Origin of the sequence: Microbaculum marinum (assembly GCF_037855135.1) — a bacterium.
Lineage (GTDB): Bacteria > Pseudomonadota > Alphaproteobacteria > Rhizobiales > Tepidamorphaceae > Microbaculum > Microbaculum marinum.
The window spans coordinates 153,999-175,437 of sequence record NZ_JAZHOF010000012.1 but is presented as its reverse complement, the minus strand read 5'-3'; the positions used below and the strand labels follow the sequence as shown (position 1 = coordinate 175,437).

The 21,439-nt window shown below is 67.3% G+C and carries 21 protein-coding genes; 3 read left to right on the top strand and 18 right to left on the bottom strand.

Features of this window, described 5'->3' with window-relative positions; translation table 11 throughout:
• Positions 1 to 601: 601 nt before the first annotated feature.
• Positions 602 to 1,087 carry an Lrp/AsnC family transcriptional regulator gene (locus V3328_RS24200; RefSeq protein WP_340332297.1) on the bottom strand — a complete coding sequence of 162 codons (486 nt, stop codon included), beginning with the start codon at positions 1,085 to 1,087 and terminating at the stop codon, positions 602 to 604.
• Between the two features lie 179 nt (positions 1,088 to 1,266).
• Here V3328_RS24200 and V3328_RS24195 point away from each other — a divergent pair, with 179 nt between their 5' ends.
• The gene (locus V3328_RS24195; protein ID WP_340332296.1) at positions 1,267 to 4,770 is read left to right on the top strand and encodes an indolepyruvate ferredoxin oxidoreductase family protein; all 3,504 of its coding nucleotides are present in this window, start codon (positions 1,267 to 1,269) and stop codon (positions 4,768 to 4,770) included.
• A gap of 237 nt (positions 4,771 to 5,007) precedes the next feature.
• Here the strand turns inward: V3328_RS24195 and V3328_RS24190 are convergent, their stop codons facing one another.
• Positions 5,008 to 5,295: a YciI family protein gene (locus tag V3328_RS24190; RefSeq protein WP_340332307.1), complete on the bottom strand. Its 288-nt coding sequence runs from the start codon at positions 5,293 to 5,295 to the stop codon at positions 5,008 to 5,010.
• 125 nt (positions 5,296 to 5,420) lie between these two features.
• Positions 5,421 to 5,831, bottom strand: a complete 411-nt coding sequence (locus V3328_RS24185; RefSeq protein WP_340332295.1) for a DUF2000 family protein — start codon at positions 5,829 to 5,831, stop codon at positions 5,421 to 5,423.
• Positions 5,832 to 5,840: 9 nt separating this feature from the next.
• On the opposite strand from V3328_RS24185, the gene V3328_RS24180 reads away from it, so the two are divergent.
• Entirely contained in the window at positions 5,841 to 6,758 is a 918-nt protein-coding gene (locus V3328_RS24180) for an AraC family transcriptional regulator (RefSeq protein WP_340332294.1), read from the top strand.
• Between the two features lie 258 nt (positions 6,759 to 7,016).
• On the opposite strand, the gene V3328_RS24175 is transcribed toward V3328_RS24180, so the two are convergent.
• From V3328_RS24175 to V3328_RS24160, 4 genes are all read right to left on the bottom strand, one after another.
• Complete coding sequence (locus tag V3328_RS24175) at positions 7,017 to 8,021, bottom strand: P1 family peptidase (RefSeq protein WP_340332293.1); 1,005 nt, start codon at positions 8,019 to 8,021, stop codon at positions 7,017 to 7,019.
• A 66-nt stretch (positions 8,022 to 8,087) separates the two neighbouring features.
• Positions 8,088 to 8,621: a GNAT family N-acetyltransferase gene (locus V3328_RS24170; RefSeq protein ID WP_340332292.1), complete on the bottom strand. Its 534-nt coding sequence runs from the start codon at positions 8,619 to 8,621 to the stop codon at positions 8,088 to 8,090.
• A 5-nt stretch (positions 8,622 to 8,626) separates the two neighbouring features.
• Positions 8,627 to 9,193 (bottom strand): helix-turn-helix domain-containing protein, encoded by a 567-nt coding sequence (locus tag V3328_RS24165; RefSeq protein ID WP_340332291.1) that lies wholly within the window; start codon positions 9,191 to 9,193, stop codon positions 8,627 to 8,629.
• A 297-nt stretch (positions 9,194 to 9,490) separates the two neighbouring features.
• Complete coding sequence (locus V3328_RS24160) at positions 9,491 to 10,084, bottom strand: GNAT family N-acetyltransferase (RefSeq protein ID WP_340332290.1); 594 nt, start codon at positions 10,082 to 10,084, stop codon at positions 9,491 to 9,493.
• A gap of 251 nt (positions 10,085 to 10,335) precedes the next feature.
• Here V3328_RS24160 and V3328_RS24155 point away from each other — a divergent pair, with 251 nt between their 5' ends.
• On the top strand, positions 10,336 to 11,076 hold the full coding sequence (locus V3328_RS24155) for a DUF1194 domain-containing protein (RefSeq protein ID WP_340332289.1): 741 nt from the start codon (positions 10,336 to 10,338) through the stop codon (positions 11,074 to 11,076).
• A gap of 147 nt (positions 11,077 to 11,223) precedes the next feature.
• Here V3328_RS24155 and V3328_RS24150 read toward each other — a convergent pair whose 3' ends face one another.
• The 11 genes from V3328_RS24150 to pcaD all read right to left on the bottom strand — a co-directional run bounded on the left by V3328_RS24150 (position 11,224) and on the right by pcaD (position 21,409).
• On the bottom strand, positions 11,224 to 12,327 hold the full coding sequence (locus V3328_RS24150; protein WP_340332288.1) for a branched-chain amino acid ABC transporter substrate-binding protein: 1,104 nt from the start codon (positions 12,325 to 12,327) through the stop codon (positions 11,224 to 11,226).
• A gap of 125 nt (positions 12,328 to 12,452) precedes the next feature.
• Positions 12,453 to 12,815: a DUF6867 family protein gene (locus V3328_RS24145; RefSeq protein ID WP_340332287.1), complete on the bottom strand. Its 363-nt coding sequence runs from the start codon at positions 12,813 to 12,815 to the stop codon at positions 12,453 to 12,455.
• A complete protein-coding gene (locus V3328_RS24140; RefSeq protein WP_340332286.1) occupies positions 12,812 to 13,570 on the bottom strand; it encodes an ABC transporter ATP-binding protein in 759 nt (252 codons plus the stop codon). The genes V3328_RS24145 and V3328_RS24140 overlap by 4 nt, the downstream gene beginning before the upstream one ends.
• The gene (locus V3328_RS24135) at positions 13,567 to 14,487 is read right to left on the bottom strand and encodes an ABC transporter ATP-binding protein (protein ID WP_340332285.1); all 921 of its coding nucleotides are present in this window, start codon (positions 14,485 to 14,487) and stop codon (positions 13,567 to 13,569) included. Before V3328_RS24135 ends, V3328_RS24140 begins: the two co-directional genes overlap by 4 nt.
• Complete coding sequence (livM, locus tag V3328_RS24130; protein ID WP_340332284.1) at positions 14,484 to 15,830, bottom strand: high-affinity branched-chain amino acid ABC transporter permease LivM; 1,347 nt, start codon at positions 15,828 to 15,830, stop codon at positions 14,484 to 14,486. The genes V3328_RS24135 and livM overlap by 4 nt, the downstream gene beginning before the upstream one ends.
• Positions 15,827 to 16,762, bottom strand: coding sequence for an ABC transporter permease subunit (locus V3328_RS24125; protein ID WP_340332283.1), 936 nt, complete (start codon positions 16,760 to 16,762; stop codon positions 15,827 to 15,829). Before V3328_RS24125 ends, livM begins: the two co-directional genes overlap by 4 nt.
• A gap of 184 nt (positions 16,763 to 16,946) precedes the next feature.
• Positions 16,947 to 18,269: a TRAP transporter large permease gene (locus V3328_RS24120; RefSeq protein WP_340332282.1), complete on the bottom strand. Its 1,323-nt coding sequence runs from the start codon at positions 18,267 to 18,269 to the stop codon at positions 16,947 to 16,949.
• Between the two features lie 24 nt (positions 18,270 to 18,293).
• Entirely contained in the window at positions 18,294 to 18,881 is a 588-nt protein-coding gene (locus tag V3328_RS24115) for a TRAP transporter small permease (RefSeq protein WP_340332281.1), read from the bottom strand.
• Between the two features lie 104 nt (positions 18,882 to 18,985).
• Entirely contained in the window at positions 18,986 to 20,020 is a 1,035-nt protein-coding gene (locus V3328_RS24110) for a TRAP transporter substrate-binding protein (RefSeq protein WP_340332280.1), read from the bottom strand.
• A gap of 214 nt (positions 20,021 to 20,234) precedes the next feature.
• Positions 20,235 to 20,624, bottom strand: coding sequence for a 4-carboxymuconolactone decarboxylase (gene pcaC / locus V3328_RS24105; protein ID WP_340332279.1), 390 nt, complete (start codon positions 20,622 to 20,624; stop codon positions 20,235 to 20,237).
• Between the two features lie 5 nt (positions 20,625 to 20,629).
• A complete protein-coding gene (gene pcaD / locus V3328_RS24100; protein WP_340332278.1) occupies positions 20,630 to 21,409 on the bottom strand; it encodes a 3-oxoadipate enol-lactonase in 780 nt (259 codons plus the stop codon).
• Positions 21,410 to 21,439: the final 30 nt, after the last annotated feature.

Sequence of the window (21,439 nt, the reverse complement as noted above, 5' to 3'; positions counted from 1 at the left end):
GGGAGCCTCCCCGAGCCGGCGTGCCGACATGCACGGCCTGCTGGAGGCGCCGCTCCCTCCCGCGTGGTCCGTGTCGGTACCGGACACGCCCCCGCATGGGAGAGATGCGATGAGCATACGCGCGTTCTGAAGAGTGTGAATAAAATTGGCGGCGGGTTTCCGGTAAGGGGCTGGCAGGCCTACGGAAATCGACAGTCCGCGCCAACCTCGACTGCGTCCCCGCTCGTCATAGCGGGCCTCGTGCCGGCCATCCACGTCTTCTCCGCGGCGGTGGCTGTCCGTGGATGCCCGGCACAAGGCCGGGCATGACGGCTGAGGTCAGGAGAGGCGCTGACGTGCCGCAAGGCGGCTGCGCCGGGGGGGGGGAGCTGATCCCCGTCGTCACGAGGATGAGCGGAAGTTGAGGCGAGGTGAGGGTGTGACGCACGCACGCTGTGCCGTGGGGGGCCTCGGTCCCGGCTCGGGGGCCGTGACGTAAGCTGCGGCTTGTTGGAGTGACGACGTCATATGACAGGCCTGCGCCCGGACGTGATGCGGGGTACAGAACGGCGGCTGCGGTACCGGCTGCCGGTCCGTGGGGACGGGTATTGAGGCGGCGCCTTCAATCCTCGCGCAACGGCAATTCCGTGGAGTCCTTTGCCGTCGACACGACGATGCGGCTCTGCACGTCGGAGACGAGTTCGGAATCCAGCAGCCGGAAGCGCAGGAATTCGTCGTAGGCGCGCATGTCCTCCACGACCACCTTGATCATGTAGTCGACCGCGCCGGTCACCCTCTCGCAGAACACGACCTCCGGCCAGCCCTGGATCATCCGGTCGAAGGTTTCCATGTTGGCGCGGCTGGGCAGCGACAGCTTGACGAAGGCGTAGGAGACGAAATCGAGGCCCAGCGCCTCGCGGTCGAGCAGGGCGACGGTCGCCTTGATGACGCCGGCCTCCTTCAGCCGCTTGATGCGTCGCCAGCACGGCGTCTGCGACATGTTCACCGCCTTGGCGATCTCGGCGACCGGGCGGGAGGAATCGCGCTGCAGTTCGCGAAGAATCCTGATGTCGCCGGCATCGAGCGATATTTTTTCCCGAACAGTCATGCTGCGGAACATCCTTGCATCAGTGGCGATCTCCGGGACAAGGATAGCACAGATGTTCCGCCGGAACCGCAATATATTGGTCTTGTTCGTGGGCCCGGAGTCGAACCGGGCGACCGGCATCGGCGTTTGTTCCTGCAGGAGGACGGCGCCGGCGAGAGGCGAAAGACCAAGAGGTTCGGATGAACGCGATAGTCCGCGAAGCAACGCTCGACGACAAGTACGTGCGGGAGCGCGGACCGGTCTACATGACCGGGATCCAGGCGCTGGTGCGGCTGCCGCTCGACCAGATCCGGCGCGACCGGATCGCCGGCCTGAAGACGGGCGGCTACATCTCCGGATACCGCGGCTCGCCGCTGGCCGGCTACGACCAGCAGCTCGAGCGCGCGCAGCGGTTCCTCGACAGTCACGACCTCGTCTTCCATCCGGGTTTGAACGAGGAACTTGCCGCAACCGCCGTCTGGGGCACGCAGAAAGTCGGGATCGCCGGCAGGACCGACTATGACGGCGTGTTCGGAATCTGGTACGGCAAGGCCCCGGGCGTCGACCGGGCCGGTGACGTGCTGCGCCATGCCAACGCGAGCGGCACCGCGGCAGCCGGCGGCGTGCTGGCCATTGCCGGCGACGACCATCTCGCCAAGTCCTCGTCGCTGCCTGTCCAGTCCGAGCAGGCCTTCATCCACTCCGAAATCCCGATCCTGAACCCGTCCGACCTGCAGGACGTGCTCGACTATGGCCTGCACGGCATTGCCATGTCGCGCTACTCGGGGCTGTGGGTAGCGCTGATCGCGCTCGCCGACACCATGGATTCCTCCGGTATCGTCAACGTCGACCCGAACCGGTTGACGATCAGGCGGCCGCTCGACCACGAGGATCCGCGCAAGGCCGCCGAACTCAACACCGCGCTGACGCTCGCCACCCGGCACCAGACCGAGGTGCTGACCCGGACGCTGCGGCTGCCGGCAGCCAAGGCCTACGCGCGGGCCAACCGGCTCGACCGCAAGGTGTTCGGCGCCGAGCGGCCCCGGTTCGGCATCGTCACCACGGGCAAGGCCTACCGCGACCTGCGCCAGACGCTGGAACTGATGGGGATCACCGAGGCGGTGGCCCGGGACATCGGCCTGGCCGTCTACAAGGTCGCGATGCCGTGGCCGCTGGAGCCCGAGGCGATCTCGGCGTTCGCGCGCGGGCTCGACCGGCTGCTGGTCGTCGAGCACAAGCGCGCCGTGATCGAGCCGCAGCTCAAGGAGTTGATGTTCCACTGGTCGGCCGGTGAGCGGCCGGAGATCTGGGGCAAATTGCAGCCGAGCGGGCGCGAACTGCTGCCGGAGGTGCGTGAATGCGGCCCCGCCGAGATCGCGCCGGCGCTTCTCGAGTTCCTTCCGAAGGACGCGCAGCGCCCGCAGATGGAGGAGGGCGCCAGGCGCCTGGAGACCCGGCAGAGCTGGGGCGGCGCGCACGGCACCGACGCGCAGCGCACCCCGTATTTCTGCTCGGGCTGCCCGCACAGTACCTCGACCGTGACGCCGGAGGGCTCGCGTTCGATGCCCGGCATCGGCTGCCACGCGATGACCGAGGTGAGCGGCCGCACCACCGAAGGCCTGATCGCGATGGGGGGCGAGGGGGCGCACTGGCTCGGCCAGTTCCCCTTCTCCGGCGACCGCCACATGTTCGTGAACCTCGGCGACGGCACCTACTTCCATTCCGGCATCCTTGCGATCCGCGCCGCGGTCGCCGCGAAGGCGCCGATCACCTACAAGATCCTCTACAACGATGCCGTCGCGATGACCGGCGGCCAGACCCATGACGGGCCGCTCGACGTGCCGCAGCTTCTCGCCCAGCTCAAGGCCGAGGGCGTCGAGCGCATCGTGCTGCTGTCGGAGCGGCCGCAGCTCTATTCGCCGTCCGACCTGCCGGCCGGCGTGCCGCTGAAGCACCGCGACGAACTGAACGAGACCCAGGACGAGCTCGCCGCATTCGCCGGCGTCTCGGCGATCGTCTTCGACCAGACCTGCGCCGCCGAGAAGCGCCGCCGCCGCAAGAAGGGCGCATACGAGAACCCGGACCTGCGGCTGTTCATCAATCCGCGCGTGTGCGAGGGCTGCGGCGACTGCTCCGTGCAGTCGAACTGCATATCCGTGGAGCCGCTGGAGACCGAGTTCGGCGAGAAGCGGCGCATCAACCAGTCGAGCTGCAACAAGGACTATTCCTGCCTGAAGGGCTTCTGCCCGAGCTTCGTGCAGGTCGAGGGCGCCGAGCCGCGCAAGGCCGCCGGCGCGACTTTCGATATCGCCGCGCTTGCCGCCGAGCTGACCGAGCCCGCGATCGCCATCGGCGACCGGCCGGTGAACGTGCTGCTGACCGGCATCGGCGGCATGGGCGTCACCACGACCGCCGCCGTGCTGGCGACCGCCGCCCACCTGGACAACATGAACGCCTCGACGCTCGACATGACGGGCCTGGCCCAGAAGAACGGGCCGGTGACCTCCCATGTGCGGCTCGCAGCCCGCGACGTCGCCATCGAGGGGCCGCGGGTGCCGGTTGGCGAACTGGACCTGCTGCTCGGCACCGACATGATCGTGGCCGCGGGCGCCGAGGCGCTGTCGCTGAGCGCGCCGGACCGCACCCGTGCCATCCTCAATGCCGACATCGCGCCGACCGCGGAGTTCGTCCTGCACCAGACCCAGAGCTACAATCCCTACCGCCTGTCGCGGACGATCCGCGAGGCGGTCGCAGGCGCCGACAAGGCGAACTTCGCCCGGCTCGCCGAGACGGTGCTGGGCGATGCGATCTTCGCCAACATGATGCTCGTCGGCTTCGCCTGGCAGAAGGGCCTGATCCCGGTGCGGCTGGGCGCGATCGAAAAGGCGATCCGCCTGAACGGCGCCGCCGCCGACGCGAACATTCGCGCCGTCGCCGCGGGCCGGCTGCTTGCCGAGCGCAAGGATCTGTTCGACGGGCTTCTGGAACAGCCCCGCAAGGCCGCCGACATGTCGCTCGACGAGAGGATCGCGTTCCTTGCCGGCGAACTCACCGCCTATCAGGACGCGTCTTACGCCCAACGGTTCCTCGACCGGATCGCGAAAGTGCGCGCCGTCGAGGAAGAGGTTTTGGACGGGACCGGGGGCGACACCGCGCACAAGCTGACGCGCACGGCCGCGGAATCGCTCTACCGGCTGATGGCCTACAAGGACGAGTACGAGGTCGCCCGGCTCTATTCCGGGCCCGAATTCGAGGCGGCGCTCAGGCGCCAGTTCGAGGACGGCGGCAAGGTTTCCGTCCAGCTTGCCCCGCCGCTGCTGTCGCGCACAGATCCGCGTACCGGCCGGCCGGCCAAGCGCACCTTCGGCCCGTGGGTGTTCAAGCTGTTCAGCGGCCTTGCCAGGCTGAAGGGCCTGCGCGGCACCTGGGCCGATCCGTTCGGCTACACCGCCGAGCGCCGCGAGGAACGGGCGCTGATCGCCGAGTACGAGGCGACGCTGGAGGCGCTGACGGCCGGGCTCACGAGGAAGCGGCTCGGCCTGGCCGTCGAGATCGCCCGGGTGCCCGACATGATCCGCGGCTACGGCCCGGTGAAGGCGGCCAACATCGAGAAGGCCCGGCTGCGCCACGCCGGCCTGATGCGCCAGTGGACGGCGCCTGCCGGCCGCGAGACGCCGTCTCCGGTCCTGGAGGCTGCGGAGTAGGGCGGACCGGCGCCTCCGCCCCTCACCCGGGCCTTTGGCCCGACCTCTCCCCGCCGGGGAGAGGTGGCGATTGGAGCGATACCGATCTTCAGCTTCGGCGGTTTCCGGCTACCGACGGCACTCCTGCGGACCTGTCGCATATGGACGGTACAGCGTGTTCCCACCTCTCCCCGGCGGGGAGAGGTCGGCGCGCAGCGCCGGGCGAGGGGGCATCACCATTGGCGAGGCAAGGCGCGTTCACCCGAGCAGGAAGCTCATGCGGGGGACGGCCTTGGCCGGCGTGATTTCCAGGATCTCCGCCGTCACCACGTCTTCCATGACGAATGGGTCGCCGCTCACCCGGGATTCCAGTTCGGAACGCGTGGTGTTGCTGGCGACGATGGCCCCGCCGGCGTTGGGCTGCAGGCTGCCGACGACCAGGAACACGCCGTCGTCGAAGCCGCGTTTGATCCAGTCATTGTGGCCCTGCATGAAGTCGGGAGCCTTCGGCTTGCCATCAGAAAATCTGAGGAGCACCACGAACATCGCCATCGCCCTTTGCCGTCCGCCGTCTGATTTTTGTTCTTGTTATGTTCTGGTCGGCGGGCTGTCAACCATGCGGTCGGGCAACGGGGATGGAGGGTGACCACAGGCCGACGGCGCAGGGCCGCTCATCCGTGCAGCTTCAGGCCCTTGATCACCTTGTCGACGATCTTGCTCTCCGCGTAGAGGCCGAGACCGGCGAGATCGAGATCCTGCGTGGCCACGGCTGCCACGGCGGCGCGGTTGTCGGCGTCGTTCATCGTGGCGAACAGGTCGAGCGTGAAGACCGTGGGCGCGATGCCGCGGCTCAGCGCCCGCTGCAGGACCTTCTGCAGGTCCGCAGCGCCCGCGGCGTACACCATCGCAGGCTGTCGGATCATCGGGCCATAGGCGACGCCGCTTGCGTCCCTGTAGGGCTCGCCGATCGTTTCGGGATTGGCGCCGACGATGCCGCCGGACAGGAAGCAGGCGACGTTCAGCTTTTGCCAGACGGGAAGGTCGTCGCGTAGAACGACCGCGATCTTTGTTTGGAAGCGCATGAGGGGACCATGCCGCAGGTTGCCGTCGGCCGTATTGAACGATCGTGCGGAGCATCCGGTGTCTCCGGCACCGACTGGATCCGCGCGGCGCCGGGAGCCGACGGGCTGGAACGCATCGAGGCCTATTTCTCCGGCCACGCCTACGATCCGCACCGGCACGACACCTACGCGGTCGGCTATACCGTCTCCGGCGTGCAGTGCTTCGACTACCGGGGGGCGCGCGCCGACAGCGTCGCGGGCAACGCGATGGTGGTGCATCCCGACGAGGTGCACAACGGCCGGGCAGGGGTCGAACAGGGGTTCGTCTACCGGATGCTCTACGTCGCACCGGGTGCCGTTCGCGACGCGCTCGGCGACCGCGCCGTCGCATTGCCGTTCGTCCGCTCGGCCGTCTCCAGCGAGGCTCGTGTCGTCGACGCGGTGCGGCGCGCCTTCGCGGATTTCCACCGCCCACTGGAATCGCTGGAGATCGACCTGGTGGTGATGTCGATCGCCGAGGTGCTGCTCAGCCTGGATCGCTCTGCGTCGCAGTCGAGGCCGCCGTCCGCGGCCTGCGTGGTGGCGACCGACAGGGCCAGAGCGGTCCTGGACGAGAGCTTCCGGCGCGGCGTGCAGTCCTCGGAGCTGGAGGCGGTCGCCGACATCGACCGGTACACGCTGGCCCGGCAGTTCCGTTTCCGCTTCGGCACCAGCCCCTACCGCTATCTGACGATGCGCCGGCTGGAGCAGGCGCGCGTTGCGATCCGGGCGGGAACCGCCCTGGCCGAGGTTGCGGCGGACGCCGGTTTTGCCGACCAGAGCCACATGACGCGGCAGTTCAAGCGCGCCTACGGGATTTCGCCGGGCCGCTGGCGGCGGATGCTGACCCTGGGCTCCGGTGGTGCCACGCGGGACGCTACGGCCGACCGCGGAAACCGGTCCGTATAGCCGGTTCGTCCCGCGGATTGCGGACGGGCCCGAGCCCCCTCACCCGGGCCTTCGGCCCGACCTCTCCCCGCCGGGGAGAGGTGGCGGCGGAGCTTGCCGCTGTTGTTGCGCTTCACGATTTCCGGCGGTTGCTGGAGAACCGGCCGATTCTCTCCTGCATTGCGGGTGCAGCTTGCATCCACCTCTCCCCGGGGGGGGGAGAGGTCGGCGCATCGCGCCGGGTGAGGGGGCACAGGCTTGTCCGTAATCCCCCAAGGCTTAGCGCGGAAAGCGATCGCGATAGGCCGGCCACTTCTGCGGGCCACGACCGTCCTGCCCGGCCTCGTAGACGGCGCGGGAAATGGCGCGGGCGAGGCAGCGGGCGGCGGCGGCACCGATCCGCATCATGTCGACGACCGGATCGGTCATCTCGCGCTTGCCGGTCGCCAGAGAAAAGACGGTGTCGCCGTCGAGCGGCGTGTGGACCGGGTGGATGGCGCGCGGCATGCCGTCCTGGGCCATGACGGCAAGGCGCTTGGCCTCCGCCTTGGTCAGCACCGCGTCGGTGGCGACAAGGGCAGGGGTGGTCGCCGACAGGGCGTCGAGCTTGGAATAGGGGATGAGGGCCTCGTCGCTTGCGCGCGGCGGCAGTCCGTAGCCGCCATATTCGTCGCCGACCTCCCAGGCGCCCGCCCAGAAGTGCGGTCCGTCGCCCATCGCGACCCGGCCGACGCAGTTGACCGCGACGATGGCCCCGACCGTGAAGCCGTCCTCCGTGACCATCGAGGCCGAGCCGAGGCCGCCGCGCAGGCTGGCCGTCGTGCAGCCGAGCCCCGCGCCGACCGATCCGATGGCGAAGTCCTGCCCGGCCGCGTCGCAGGCCGCCCAGCCGAAATCGCGATAGGGCGGAAACTTGCCCCAGTCCTTGTTGCCGCCGTTGATCAGGTCGAACAGGATCGCCTGCGGTACGATCGGCACGGTGACGGGGCCGACCGGAAAGCCCCGCCCCTTGTCGCGCAGCCAGGCCTGGACGCCGGACGCTGCATCAAGGCCATAGGCGGAGCCGCCGGAAATCACGATCGCATCGACGCCGGGCACCGTCATCTCCGGGGCCAGCAACTCGGTGTCGCGCGTGCCCGGCCCACCGCCCCGGACGTCGACGGAGGCCACGGTCGCCTGGTCGCAGAGGATGACCGTGGTCCCCGACATCAGCGCGTCGTCGTCGGCATGGCCGACCGACAGGCCGGGAACATCGGTGAGAAGGTTCTTCGGACCGGGATTCATCGGGTCGTTTCCGTCGTCTGGAGGAGATCAGTCGATGCAATTTCCGCGTCGCGGCCTGCGGCGGGCTCAGAGGAGCTTGTACATGATCGTGGTCGGATGCAATCGGTCCTCGAAGGGGTCGCGGCAGAAATCAGGGATCGTCCCGACCACGGTATAGCGGAGCGAGACGTAAAGCGGCTCGGCCTTGTCGCCGGTGCGCGTGTCGAGCGTGATGAGCGAACGGCCAAGGCCGGCGGCATGGCGCTCCAGGTCGGCCATCAGCCTTCGGGCGATCCCGCGGCGGCGGAAATCGGGATGGACGAGCAGCTTGGTGACTTCGGCGCGATGGGGCTGGTTCGGCGGCGTGTCAGTGTCGAGCTGTACCGACCCGACGATGTCCCCGCTCGTCCGGGCGACCCAGACGACGCGTGTCCCGGCCCTGGCCGGGGCAACCACCTTTTGCCGCCAGAAGTCCATCGCCTGGTCCTGCGAGAAGGGCAGCACGAAGTTGATGTTGGCGCCGGCATGGACGCAGGCGTGGAGCAGGTCGGCGAGATCGAACAAGTGGGCCTCGAGTTCGACTGGGGAGAGGATCGAGATCTCGGCGACATGGTCGTTCATCGGCGTCAGACCATGAACAGGACATAGCGGGCCCCGGCGCCCGTCGGGGTGGCGAAGGTGCTGGGTCCGGAAAGCTGGTAGCGCAGGCAGTCGCCTGGCCGGAGTTCGTGCGTCACCCCGCCGACAGTGACGTCGAGCCGGCCGTCGAGCAGCAGCAGGTGATGCTCGAGGCCGGGGCGGGGGGCGGTTTCGTAGACGATCTCGGCCCCCGGCGCGAGGTCGCATTCCAGCGCCTCGCCGGCCAGCGGCCGGGCCGGCGGCGACACCGAGCGGCGCCTGAATCCCACCGAGCGGTCCGACCAGACCGGCTGCTCGTCGCGGCGCACGAGCGGGGGAAATTCGTCCTCGACCATCATCATCAGGCGGGACATCGGCAGGCCATACGCCGCGCAAAGCCTGCCGAGCACGCTGGCGGTCGGGCTCACCTCGGCGTTCTCCAGCCGGGAGAGGGTGGCGCGGCTGACGGAGGAGCGTCCGGCCAGTTCATCCAGTGACCATCCCGATTGCGCCCGCAACTCCTTCAGTCGCCGGGCGATGCGACGGTCGATCTGGTCCTGAGCCGAGCTTTCCATAAACGGGAATATATCCCATATATGGTCGAACACAAAGAGGGCTTGTAGGGATTGGCGAGCCCGTCGCCGCCGATCCTCGTCCCTGAGTGCAGAGCTCGTCGCGGCGCAACTCTCGCGCAGTTACCCGGATATAAGCGGATGGCGGTGTGCCTCATCGCGCTGCGCGTCCCAGTGTGGGTGGGGCAGCCGACGCCAGTCCCCGCGCGGCCGCGGTTCAAGGGGACGTTGCCTAACGGAAAGACACAGTGACCCGAACTCCAGCCGATCCGGCCGAGGCTGCGATTCCTGATCCGACGGTCAGAGATCCTTCCTCAGGAGGAGCCAGTCTTCGCCGTCGTTCACCCATGTCTCCTTCACCATCGGGCGGCTGGCCACCTCCCTGTAGCCGACCCGCTCGTAGAGCCGCCGCGCACCCGAGTTGGCATCCGACACGATGATGCTCATGGCAGGCTTGCAGAGATAGCGAGCCGTCCGCTCGGCCACCCGCAGGAGCGTCGAGCCCAGGCCGAGGTTTCGGAACGGCGGCAGTACGGCAAGGACGTTCACGTACCAGGTGTTGAGGGCAATGTTCTCCAGTTCCGTCAGCGGCACGAACATCTGCGGGATGTCCCGGGTGATCGGTTCGGGATCCTTGCCGATCCCGTAGCCGATGAAACAGCCGGCGGCGCGGCCCTTGAATTCGACTAGGGTGGCGTTGCGATAGGAGAAGCTGCCTTCGTCGCGGGCGGCGCGGGCGCGGCCGACGTCCCATGCGGTCTGGCCGGGGTCGGCCATGCCGCTCCACAAATGAACCGGCAGGCCTTCGCCGGCGTGGTTGACCAGTTCGGCGAGCACGTCGGCGTCGTCGCGCCGGGCATGGCGCAGCGTCGTGCTACGGGCTGTCTCGTTCATCTCGTCGATCCTTCGAAGTGCGGTCGCGCCGCCGGACAGGGATCCGGCGTGGAAGTTCGGAGTAGTCCGGACATGTTTCCCGATGATGTCCGCTCGGTCGCGGCGTGTTTCAAATGCGTCTGCGCCCGAAGTTCAGGTCGTCCCGAGAGCCGGGAGCGGACGCCGGACACGGACATTTGTGCGAGCCGGCATGGCCAACGGCGCACTTTTGGCTAACCTTGCCGAACGCACACCTTCCGAAGGAACTGATGATGGCGGGCATGGCGGTTCTGCGCACGGCAATCCTCGGCGTCCTGGTGTCCTGGACGCCTCTCGCGTCTGCGCAGGAACAGGAGGTGGACCTGGAACTGGTGCTGCTTGCCGACGCGTCGAGCTCGATCGACAATGCCGAGATCCTGTTCCAGCGGCAGGGCTACGCCACGGCGATCACCCATTCCGAGGTGCTGAACGCGATCGCCGGCGGCTTGCTGCAGCGCATCGCGGTGACCTACGTGGAATGGGGCGACCAGACTTCGCAGGAGGTGGTCGTGCCGTGGACGATCATCGACGGGCCGGGATCCGCCGCCGCCTTCGCCGAGGCGCTGCTTGCGCAGCCCAGGCTGGCCTACGGTCGCAACGCCATCGGCAGCGCGATCCGCAAGGCCCGCGAGCTGATCGAGACGAACGACATCCGCGGCCTGCGCAAGGTCATCGATCTGTCCGCCGACAGCGCAAATTCCTGGAACGGGCCGCCGCTGTCGACGATGCGCCACGAGGCGGACCGGGCCGGCATCGTCATCAACGGGCTGGCCATCCTGTGCCGCGCCGACGCCTGCAGCGGCCGTCCCGTCGGCTACGACCTGGAAGGCGCGTTCGCCGACCGCATCATCATCGGGCCGGGCAGCTTCGTGGTGACGGTAGACGGTGAAACAAGCTTCGCCGACGCGGTGCGGCGCAAGCTGGTGCTGGAGATCGCGATCGGGGAGGGGGCCGGCCGGACGGTGCCTCGTTGAAACCACGAGCCTCGCCGGCACGGCGTTCCCCCGCACTGGCCTGCGGCTGAGTCCGGTCTATGGGCATCATGGTACGCCTGGTGCCCGTCATAAAAAAGAAAGCCCGGCGCGAGGCCGGGCTTTCAAGTCAGTCAGATCGGCTGACGATTACTGCATGTAATCGTACTTGCCGTCCTTCCACTCGTAGAAGACGTAGCCTGGCAGGGTCACGTCGCCCTTGTCGTCGAAGGACAGGCTGCCCAGCACCGTGTCGAAGTCACGGGCGTCGAGCTCGGCGACGACCTCGTCGAAGTCCGTCGTGCCGGCTTCCTCGGCGGCCGCGGCCCACGCCTGGATGGCGGCGTAGGTGTAGAGCGCATAGCCCTCTGCGGTCTTGCCGGCATTCACCAGCGCGTCGACGACGGGCTTCGCTTCCGGGTTCTTGCGCGGGTCGGGCGAGAACGTCATCAGCGTGCCCTCGCCGGCATCGCCGGTGATCTGCCAGTACTCGTCGGTGACCAGCGCGTCGCCGGAGACGAGCATGGTGTCCATGCCCTGGTCGCGCATCTGGCGGGCGATCAGGCCGGCCTCGGTGTGGTAGCCGCCGACGTAGAGGACGTCGATGTTGGCCTGCTTCAGCTTGGACACCAGCGCGGTGTAGTCCTTCTCGCCCGCGGTGTAGGCCTCGTACATGGCCTCTTCCTTGCCGGCTTCGTTCATGTACTTCTTGGTCTCGTCCGCGAGGCCCTTGCCGTAGGCAGTCTTGTCGTGGACGATGGCGATGTTCTTGTCGCCGAACTTCTCGGCGAGGAACGCGCCGGCGACCTGACCCTGCTGGTCGTCACGACCGCAGACCCGGTAGGTGCCCGGGCCGGGGCGCTCGTCGGTGAACTTCGGGTTCGTCGAAGCCGGCGAGATCTGGATGATGCCTTCTTCGGAGTAGACCGAGCTCGCCGGGATCGACGAGCCGGAGCAGAAGTGGCCGGCCATCAGCTTGATGTCCTTACCGACCATCTGGTTGGCGACCGCCACGGCCTGCTTCGGGTCGCAGGCATCGTCGCCGACTTCCAGAACCAGCTTCTCGCCGAGGACGCCGCCCTTCGCGTTGATGTCTTCGACGGCCTGCTCGGCGCCGGCCTTCATCTGTGCGCCGAACGAGGCGTACTGGCCGGTCATCGGGCCGGCGGTGGCGATCACGATGTCGGCCTGGGCCGCACCGCTCATCGCCACGCCGAACGACAGAGCAAGTCCGGTCATAAGGTGTTTCTTCATCAGGATATTCTCCCTCCAGAACAGGAACCCACGTGGATCCTCGAGTTTGCCCGGAGAAACCTCCGGTTACCGATTTTATTGCACGCTTTGTTGCGAAAAACCACGGGCCAAGTGGCCAATCTGCCTCACATGGTTTCCGGCGCGCCGGCCCGTTGCTTCCAGGCGAAAGGCCCGGAGCGCTGGTACAGCCACGGGTACTGCGACACCATCTGGCCGACCCTGGTAATGCGGAAGCCGAGGCCGGCGATGATCAGCAGGATGACCAGGTTGACGAGGTAGTAGTGCAGCGACAGCAGCGAGCCCTCGAACAGCCCGTAGTAGAGAAAGCGGACGACCGCCGAGAGCAGGATCATGTAGGTGACGACCTGCCAGACCGGCCGCCAGGTCATGGCGATCGCCCGGCCGGACAGCCAGGCGGCGCCGCCCCCGAGGAAAACCGTCATCAGCAGGAAGACGCCGAAGGAATTCTCCCAGAGTACGCCCATCAATGCCTCCCGCCTTCGAGGTAGGCGGCGCGCACTTCCTCGCGCGCCAGAAGCTCGCGGCCGGTGCCGCTCATGGTGATCGCGCCGTTGACCATGACGTAGCCGCGGTGGGCGAGCTTCAGCGCGTGATAGGCGTTCTGCTCGACCAGGAACACGGTCAGGCCTTCCTCGCGGTTCAGCTCGCCGATCACCTCGAAGATCTGCTTGACGATCAGCGGGGCGAGGCCGAGCGAGGGCTCGTCGAGGAGCAGGAGCCGCGGCCGGCTCATCAGCGCGCGGGCGATCGCCAGCATCTGCTGCTCGCCGCCCGACAGCGTGCCGCCGCGCTGGTGCATGCGCTTCTTCAGGACCGGGAACAGGGTGTAGACGCGCTCCAGATCCGTGTCGAAGTTCGACAGGTCCGTGGTGATCGCGCCCATCTGCAGGTTCTCCAGAACCGTCATCCGGGGAAAGATGCGCCGGCCTTCCGGCGCGTGGGCGATGCGCAGCCGGATGATGTCGTGGGTCGGCATCTGGGTGATGTCCGCGCCGTCGAAGACGATCTGTCCGGCGCGTGCCCGCGGGTCGCCGCAGATCGTCATCATCAGCGTCGATTTGCCGGCGCCGTTGGCGCCGATGAGGGTGACGATCTCGCCGGTGTTGACCTCGATGTCGACGCCGCGCAGCGCAACGATCTTGCCGTAGTAGGTCTCGACGCCGCGCACCGACAGCAGGGCGGCTCCGTTGCCGGTTCCGTTGGTGGTCTCGGACGCGCTCATGGCTTGTCCGTCCCGCCGTCGCCGAGGGTCGCGGCGGTCACCTCGACCTCCCGCTCAACCTCCTCGACCTCCTCGTCCTCGACGCCGAGATAGGCGGCGATGACGGCGGGGTCGTTGCGGACCACCTCGGGCGTGTCGTCGGCGATCTTCTCGCCGTAGTCCAGCACGATGACGTGATCGGAGATCTCCATGACGACGCTCATGTCGTGCTCGATCAGCAGCACCGAGGTGCCGTGCTCGTCGCGGATGTAGCGCATCAGCTCGTTGAGTTCTGAGCTTTCGCGCGGATTGAGGCCGGCGGCCGGCTCGTCGAGGCACAGCAGTTCCGGCCTGGTGCACATGGCGCGGGCGATCTCGAGACGTCGCTGCGCACCGTAGGGCAGATCGGCCGCGGGGTCGTCGGCCCGGTCGAGCAGCCGGATGCGGTCGAGCCAGTACCGGGCGAGATCCACCGCGCCGGTCTCCGCCCGGCGGAAATGCGACAGGCCGAGCACTCCGCCGAAGGTGTAGTAGGACGCCACCATGAGCGGGTTGTGCTGGGCGACCATCAGGTTCTCCAGCACCGTCATGCCGCCGAACAGGCGGATGTTCTGGAAGGTGCGGGCGACCTTCGCTTCGGCGGAAATCTTGAAGTCGGGCATCCGCTCCAGCAGGAACCGCTCGCCGTCGGCCTGCCTCAGCGTCAGCATTCCCTCCGTCGGCTTGTAGAACCCGGTGATGCAGTTGAAGACGGTCGTCTTGCCGGCTCCGTTGGGACCGATGATCGCCGAGATGTCGCCGCGGCCCACCTTGAAGCTCAGGTCGTCGACGGCGACGAGTCCGCCGAACCGCATCGTCAGGTGCTCGACGTTGAGGATCGGATTCTCGGCCCACCGCGCCTGCGGAGCCGTCGCCGCAATGCTTTCCGCCGCGCTCATCCGTGCCCCTCGCCGACCAGATCGCCCGAGATCGCCTTTCGTTTGCCCAGCGCGATCGAGGGCTGGCGCGTGGAAATCAGGCCGCGTGGACGCCAGACCATGATGACGACCATGGCCAGGCCGAAGATCAGCATGCGGTACTGCTCGAACTCGCGGAAGTACTCGAAGCCGCCGATCATCACGACGGCGGCGATGACGACGCCGATCTGGCTGCCGAGGCCGCCCAGCACGACGATGGCGAGGATCAGCGCGGACTCGATGAAGGTGAAGGATTCCGGGCTGATGAAGCCCTGGCGCGTGGCGAAGAAGGATCCCGCGAAGCCCGCGAACATGGCGCCGGTGGCGAAGGCGGTGAGCTTGGTCGAGGTGGTGTTGATGCCGAGCGAGCGGCAGGCGATCTCGTCCTCGCGCAACGCCTCCCAGGCCCGGCCGACCGGCAGCCGGCGCAGCCTGATCGTCACGAAGTTGGTGATCAGGGCGAGGATCAGGATCAGGTAGTAGAGAAAGATGATGCGGTGCATCGGCGAGTACTCGAGCCCGAAGAAGGCCGCGAAGCCGTCGTCGCCGCGTTCGAACTCGAGGCCGAAGAAGGAGGGGCGGGGAATCCCCGAGATGCCGTCCGGGCCGTTGGTGAAGGTGTACCAGTTCAACAGGACGACGCGGATGATCTCGCCGAAGGCCAGCGTCACGATGGCCAGGTAGTCGCCGCGCAGCCTGAGCACCGGAAAGCCGAGCAGGATGCCCCAGAAGGCGGCCAGGATTCCCGCCAGCGGCAGGCAGATCCAGAACCCGAGGTCGAAATACTGGGCCAGCAGCGCGTAGGAGTAGGCGCCCACCGCGTAGAAGGCGACGTAGCCGAGGTCGAGCAGGCCGGCGAGGCCGACGACGATGTTCAGGCCCCAGCCCAGCATCACGTAGGTGAGCACGAGGATCGACAGATCCATCACGTAGCGGTCGGAGACCGGCAGGAACGGTAGCGTGACCGCGATCAGAAGGGCGACCGGACCGAACCATCCGCCGAGGCGCTCGGCGTGATGGGCGAGCGGCCTGCCGCCCGGCATCCGGAACCATTTCTGGCCGATCGGCATCGGCACGAGGCGGCGCCAGACGAACAGGTCGAGCAGCAGGCGCCCGACGAAGACGACGATGACGGCGCCGATGACCAGGGGCCACTCGGTGACAATCAGGAGACCGCCGCCGCCGGGGTCGGAGAAGGTCCGCAGGCCCATGATGGGGGCGGCAAGGACCAGGGCGACGAGGGCGGCCAGCCCGGCGTCCTTGAGCGAGTCGGCGAAGCCGCGCTCCGGCGGCTTCGAGACAGGCGTGTCGGCGGTGCTGGTCATACCTTCTCCACCTCCGGCCGGCCGAGGATGCCGGAGGGCATGAAGATCAGCACGATTGCGAGGATCGAGAAGGCGGCGACGTCCTTGTACTCGATGGAGAAGTAGGCCGACCAGAAGGTCTCGATCAGGCCGATCAGCAGGCCGCCCAGCATGGCGCCGGGCAGCGAGCCGATGCCGCCCAGCACTGCCGCGGTGAAGGCCTTAACGCCGGCCACGAAGCCGATGTAGAAGTCGATCACCCCGTAGTAGAGCAGGTACATCATCCCGGCGACCGCGGCGAGCGCGGCGCCCATGACGAAGGTCAACGAAATCGTCCGGTCGACGTTGACGCCGATCAGCGCCGCCATCCTGCGATCCTGCTCGCAGGCGCGCTGGGAGCGGCCGAGGGATGTCTTGGCGATGATGAGCGAGAAGGCCGTCATCAGCACGATGGTGGTGACGACGATGATGATCTGGATGTAGGACAGGTTGACCGCGAAAGAGCCCTGGTCCGTGTGCAGCGTGGTCAGCGTGTAGCCGCCGGAGATGAGCGGCTGCAGCGGCTTGACCCGCGCGCCCTGGACGATCTGCACGTAGTTCTGCAGCACGATCGACATGCCGATGGCCGTGATCAGCGGCGCCAGCCGGAACGAGGTGCGCAGCGGCCGGTAGGCGAGGCGCTCCACGGTCCAGCCGTACATGGCGGTCAGCGCCATGGCCAGCACCAGCACCAGGATCAGCGCCAGCATCAGCACGGCGATGGAGGCGCTCGCGGTCAGGCCGATGAGGATGATGAGGATCAGCGAGATGAAGGCGCCGATCATGAAGATGTCGCCGTGGGCGAAATTGATCATGCCGATGATCCCGTAGACCATCGTGTAGCCGATCGCGATGAGCCCGTAGATGGAGCCGAGCGTCACGCCGTTGATCAGCTGTTGGAGGAAATACTCCATGCTTACACGTCCCCCCGTGAACTGCAGCCGTGCCGGGCTTCGCCGTCCTGTGCACTGCCGCAAGGCGAGCCGTCGCGGCTCATCATCCGTCTTACCAAGCCGCCATTAGGCTGACAATTCCGAAGAAGACACGCCCTGAGTTTTTAATGTGGACGGCGGTTTGCGGCGATCGCCCCCGGTCCGGTCACTGCATCATGCGCGGCAGGAACAGGATGATCGCCGGGATCGCTGCAAGGAGGGCGATGCGGATGATCTCGGCAATCAGGAACGGTACGACGCCGCGATAGGTCTCGGTGAGGGGAATGTCGGGAGCCAGCGAGTTGATGATGAAGATGTTCATCCCTACCGGTGGCGTCACAAGGCCCAATTCGACAGTCACGAGCACCAGGATCCCGAACCAGATCGCCGTTTCCTCCGGGCTCATGCCGAAGTCCAGCGTCATGATCAGCGGGAAGAATATCGGGACGGTCAGCAGGATCATCGACAGCGAATCCATCACGCAGCCGAAGAGCAGGTAGGCGACGAGGATCAGCACCAGCACCATCCATGGGCTGAAGCCGGACGCGGCCACCCATTCGGCGCTCGTCTGGGGAAGCTGCGCAAACGCCAGGAAGGTATTGTAGACCTGCGCGCCGAAGACGATGAAATAGATCATCGCCGTGGAGACCGCGGTCGCCAGCAGGCAGTCCTTCAGCCCCTTCCAGTCGAGTTCGCCCGACCGCAGCGCCAGGATGCCGGTGCCCGCGGCGCCGACGGCGGCCGCTTCCGTCGGCGTGAACCAGCCCACGTAGATCCCGCCGATCACCAGCAGGAAGATCAGGGCGACGGGCCAGACATCGACGACGGCGCGGACCCGCCCCCGGAAGTCGACCCGCTCCCGCGTTTCGGCCGACGCCGGGTTGACGCGCACGTAGACGGCGACCACCAGCATGAAGCCTACCGCCGCCATGATGCCGGGAATGATCGCCGCGATGAACATCTTGACGATGTTCTGCTCGGCCAGGATCGCGTAGATCACCAGCACGATCGATGGCGGGATCAGGATGCCGAGCGTGCCGCCGGCCGCCAGCGATCCCGTCGAAAGCGCCCCGGAATAGCCGTAGCGACGCATTTCCGGCAGGGCTACCTGGGCCATGGTTGCCGCCGTCGCCAGCGACGATCCGCAGATCGCCCCGAAGCCGGCGCAGGCCCCGATCCCCGCCATGGCGACGCCGCCGCGCCGGTGGCCGAGGAAGGCGGCGGCGGCGCGAAACAGCGATTCCGACATGCCGCCCTTGGTGGCGAACTGTCCCATCAGCAGGAACAGCGGCACGATCGACAGGGAATGGTTCGATATGACGTCGTAGGTGAGCGACTTGAGGCTCGCCATGATCGGGACCCAGCGCCCGGTGACGAGCACGGTGCCACCGATGCCGCACAGCAGCATCGCAAGGCCGATCGGCACGCGCACGAAGATCATGCCGAGCAGGACGGGAATGGAGACGAGGGCGATTTCGAGCCGGTCCATGAAGCCTGTCCGTCAGCCGGTCCGTCAGGGGCCTTCGCGGCCGGCGGCGATCTCGTTGATCGACCGCCAGACCGTGTAGAGCGACGTCAGCGCGAAGACCCAAAGGCCGACCACCGCTCCGGCGTATCCGTACCAGACCGGCATTTCCAGGATCATCGTGGTCTCGTTGTAGCTGAGCTTGTCGGCGAGGCCGAGTTGCATGCGCCAGGCGATCAGCACCGCGGCAACGGTCATGAGGACGTTGCCGACCAGCGACAGGACCGCCTTCCAGCGGCCGCTCAGCGGCGTGATGAAGACATCGACCGTGACATGACCCCGCCTGTACTGGCACCACGGCAGAAACGCGCAAACCGCGACGGCGCATCCCGCCGAGACCATCTCGAAATCGCCGGGAACGGGTCCGAGCCGGTTCAGCGGGGCGAAGTGGAAGACGCCGACGAACGCCCGCCCGGTGATACTGATCACCGTCATTGCCACCAGGAACAGCAGAAGAAGGCCGCCGGCTACTGCCAGGAAGGCGGCGACGGCGCCGACGATGCGACCGATCCTGCTCTCGAGTTCCGGGGAGAGGCCCGGCTCGTGCATCTGGTCGCTCGCGGTGGGCATCGACATGGGCGCGCCGGCGTCGAGGGTTCAGGCATCTTGTGCGGACGGGGCGGACACCTCGGGTCCGCCCCGGGCAATGGCGCTCCGCGGCCTTGCCGCGGACGGAGCGATCAGTTCGAGCTGTACTGCTCGATCATGGCCTTGGCGTCGTCATACATCGCCTGGCCGTCCATGCCCTTTTCGTTCATCTCGGCGATCCAGCCGTCGATCACCGGCTGGGCGGCTTCCTTCCAGCGGGCGGTCTCCGCCTCGTCGAGCACGATCATCTTGTTGCCGCGCTCGGTGGCGATCTTCAGACCGGGAGCGTCGCCTTCGTCCATGACGCGGCCGACCCACTTCGACGTCTCGCGGCCGGAATTGTCGTCGATCACCTTCTTCAGGTCGTCGGGCAGCGCGTCGTAGGTGTCCTTGTTCATCGCGAAGATGAAGAAGCTCGTGTAGAAGCCGCGGTCGCCAGAAAACGACGTGTGCGAGTCGACCAGTTCGGCGACCTTGAGCGGCGCGGTCACCTCCCACGGGATCACGGTGCCGTCGATGACACCCTTGGAGAGCGATTCCGGAACCGCGGGAACCGGCATGCCGACCGGCGTGGCGCCGAGGCTTTCCAGCATCTTGTTGACCATGCGGGTCGGCCCGCGCAGCTTCATGCCCTGCAGGTCCTCCAGGCTCTCGACACCGTCGCCCTTGGCGTGGATCAGGCCCGGGCCGTGTGTATGCACGGCGATGACCTTCACGTCCTCGAACTCGTCCTGCAGGTACTTCTCGTAATAGTCCCAGGCCGCCTGCGACGTCGCCTCGGCGTTGGTCGGCATGAACGGAAGCTCGAAGGCCTCGGTTCCGGGGAAGCGGCCGGGCGTGTAGCCGGGCAGGGTCCAGATGACGTCCGCAACGCCGTCGCGCACCTGATCGTAAAGGGCGGGCGGCGCGCCGCCGAGCTGCATCGACGGATAGAATTCATAGTCGATCCTGCCGCCGGACTCCTCCTTCACCTTCTCCGCCCACGGCACGATGAAGTTCTTCGGGACAGGGGCCGGGGCCGGCAGGAACTGATGGATCTTCAGCACGGCATCCTGTGCGGACGCCGGCAAGGCCGGTGCTGCCAGTGCGACGGCTGCCGCGGCGAATGCGAATACGGCTCGTTTCATGATGTCCTCCCAAGCAGATCGCCTCGCGCGCCCGCGGTTGTTGGTTGTCTCGCGGCGCCGGCGGTCCTCAGCACCGCGAGGCTAGTTTTTGCGTTTCGCTGATTCAAGCGACGGACAGGTCCCGCAACGGTGGTTTGGGCGCCAAACGGCCATTTGTTCGCAGGTCGCACGCCAGGCGGAGTGGGAACGCCCGCGACGCAGGAACCAGGCCTGCTCACGAGCCGGCCGCATCCATTTCGGCAAACACTTCCTTGGCGGCCTTGAAGGCGGAGTTGGACGCCGGCACCCCGCAATAGATTGCCGCCTGCAGCAGCGCTTCCTGGACCTCCTCGCGGCTGACGCCGCAGTTCACCGAGGCGCGCAGATGCATCTTCAGTTCCTCGTGGTGGCCGAGCGCCAGCAGCATGACGATGGTCAGCAGGCTGCGGGTGCGCCGGTCGAGTCCCGGCCGCTCCCATATCTCGCCCCAGGCGTAGCGGGTTATGAGATCCTGGAAATCGCGGTCGACATCGCTCGTCCCGGCGACGGCGCGGTCGACATGGGTGTCGCCGAGTACGCCGCGTCGATTGCTCATGCCCCGGCCGTGGCGTGTCTCGTCGTCCATCGCGGTCATCCTTTCAGAAAGTCGGACACGGCGTCGTTGAACTCGGCCCTTGCCTCGATGTTCGACAGGTGGGCGGCGGGCAGCGTCACCATGCGGGAGCCGGGGATCGCCGCCCGGATCTCCTCCGACAGCGCCGGCGGGGTGGCCGGATCGTGGGCGCCGGCGACGACCAGCGTCGGCAGCCGGATCGCCTGCATGCCGGCGCGCAGGTCGGTGTCGCGCAGCGCCGCGCAGCACCCCGCATAGCCGGCTGGCGAGGTGCGCAGGATCATCGCCCGGATCCTGTCGACGGTCTTCGGTTCGGCCTGCCGGAACCCTTCGGTGAACCAGCGTTCGACGACGCCCTCGACGATCGGCGCGATGCCGTCGCTCTTCACCGCGTCGATGCGCGGCTGCCAGACGGAGGCATCGCCGATCTTCGCGCCGGTGTTGCAGAGGACCAGCTGCTCGAAGCGCTGCGGTGCGTTGATGGCCAGCCAGAGCCCGGTGGTGCCGCCCATCGACAGGCCGCAGAACCGCGCCGTGTCGGCGCCGGCGGCGTCCATCACCGCCAGCACGTCGCCGCCGAGCTGTTCGAAGGTGTAGTCGCCCTCCGGCGCGCCCGAGCCGCCATGGCCGCGCGTGTCGTAGCGCAGGATGCGGAAGTCGCTTTCGAGGACGCCGACCTGGTCGTCCCAGAAGCCGATGTCGGTGCCCAGCGAATTGGAAAGGACGAGCCAGGGTTTGAGGGGATTGCCGGTGACTTCATAGTGGATTGTGGTTTCCCCGGATCGTGTGTACGGCATCGCTGCCTCCTCCCGCCTGTCTTGTCCTGT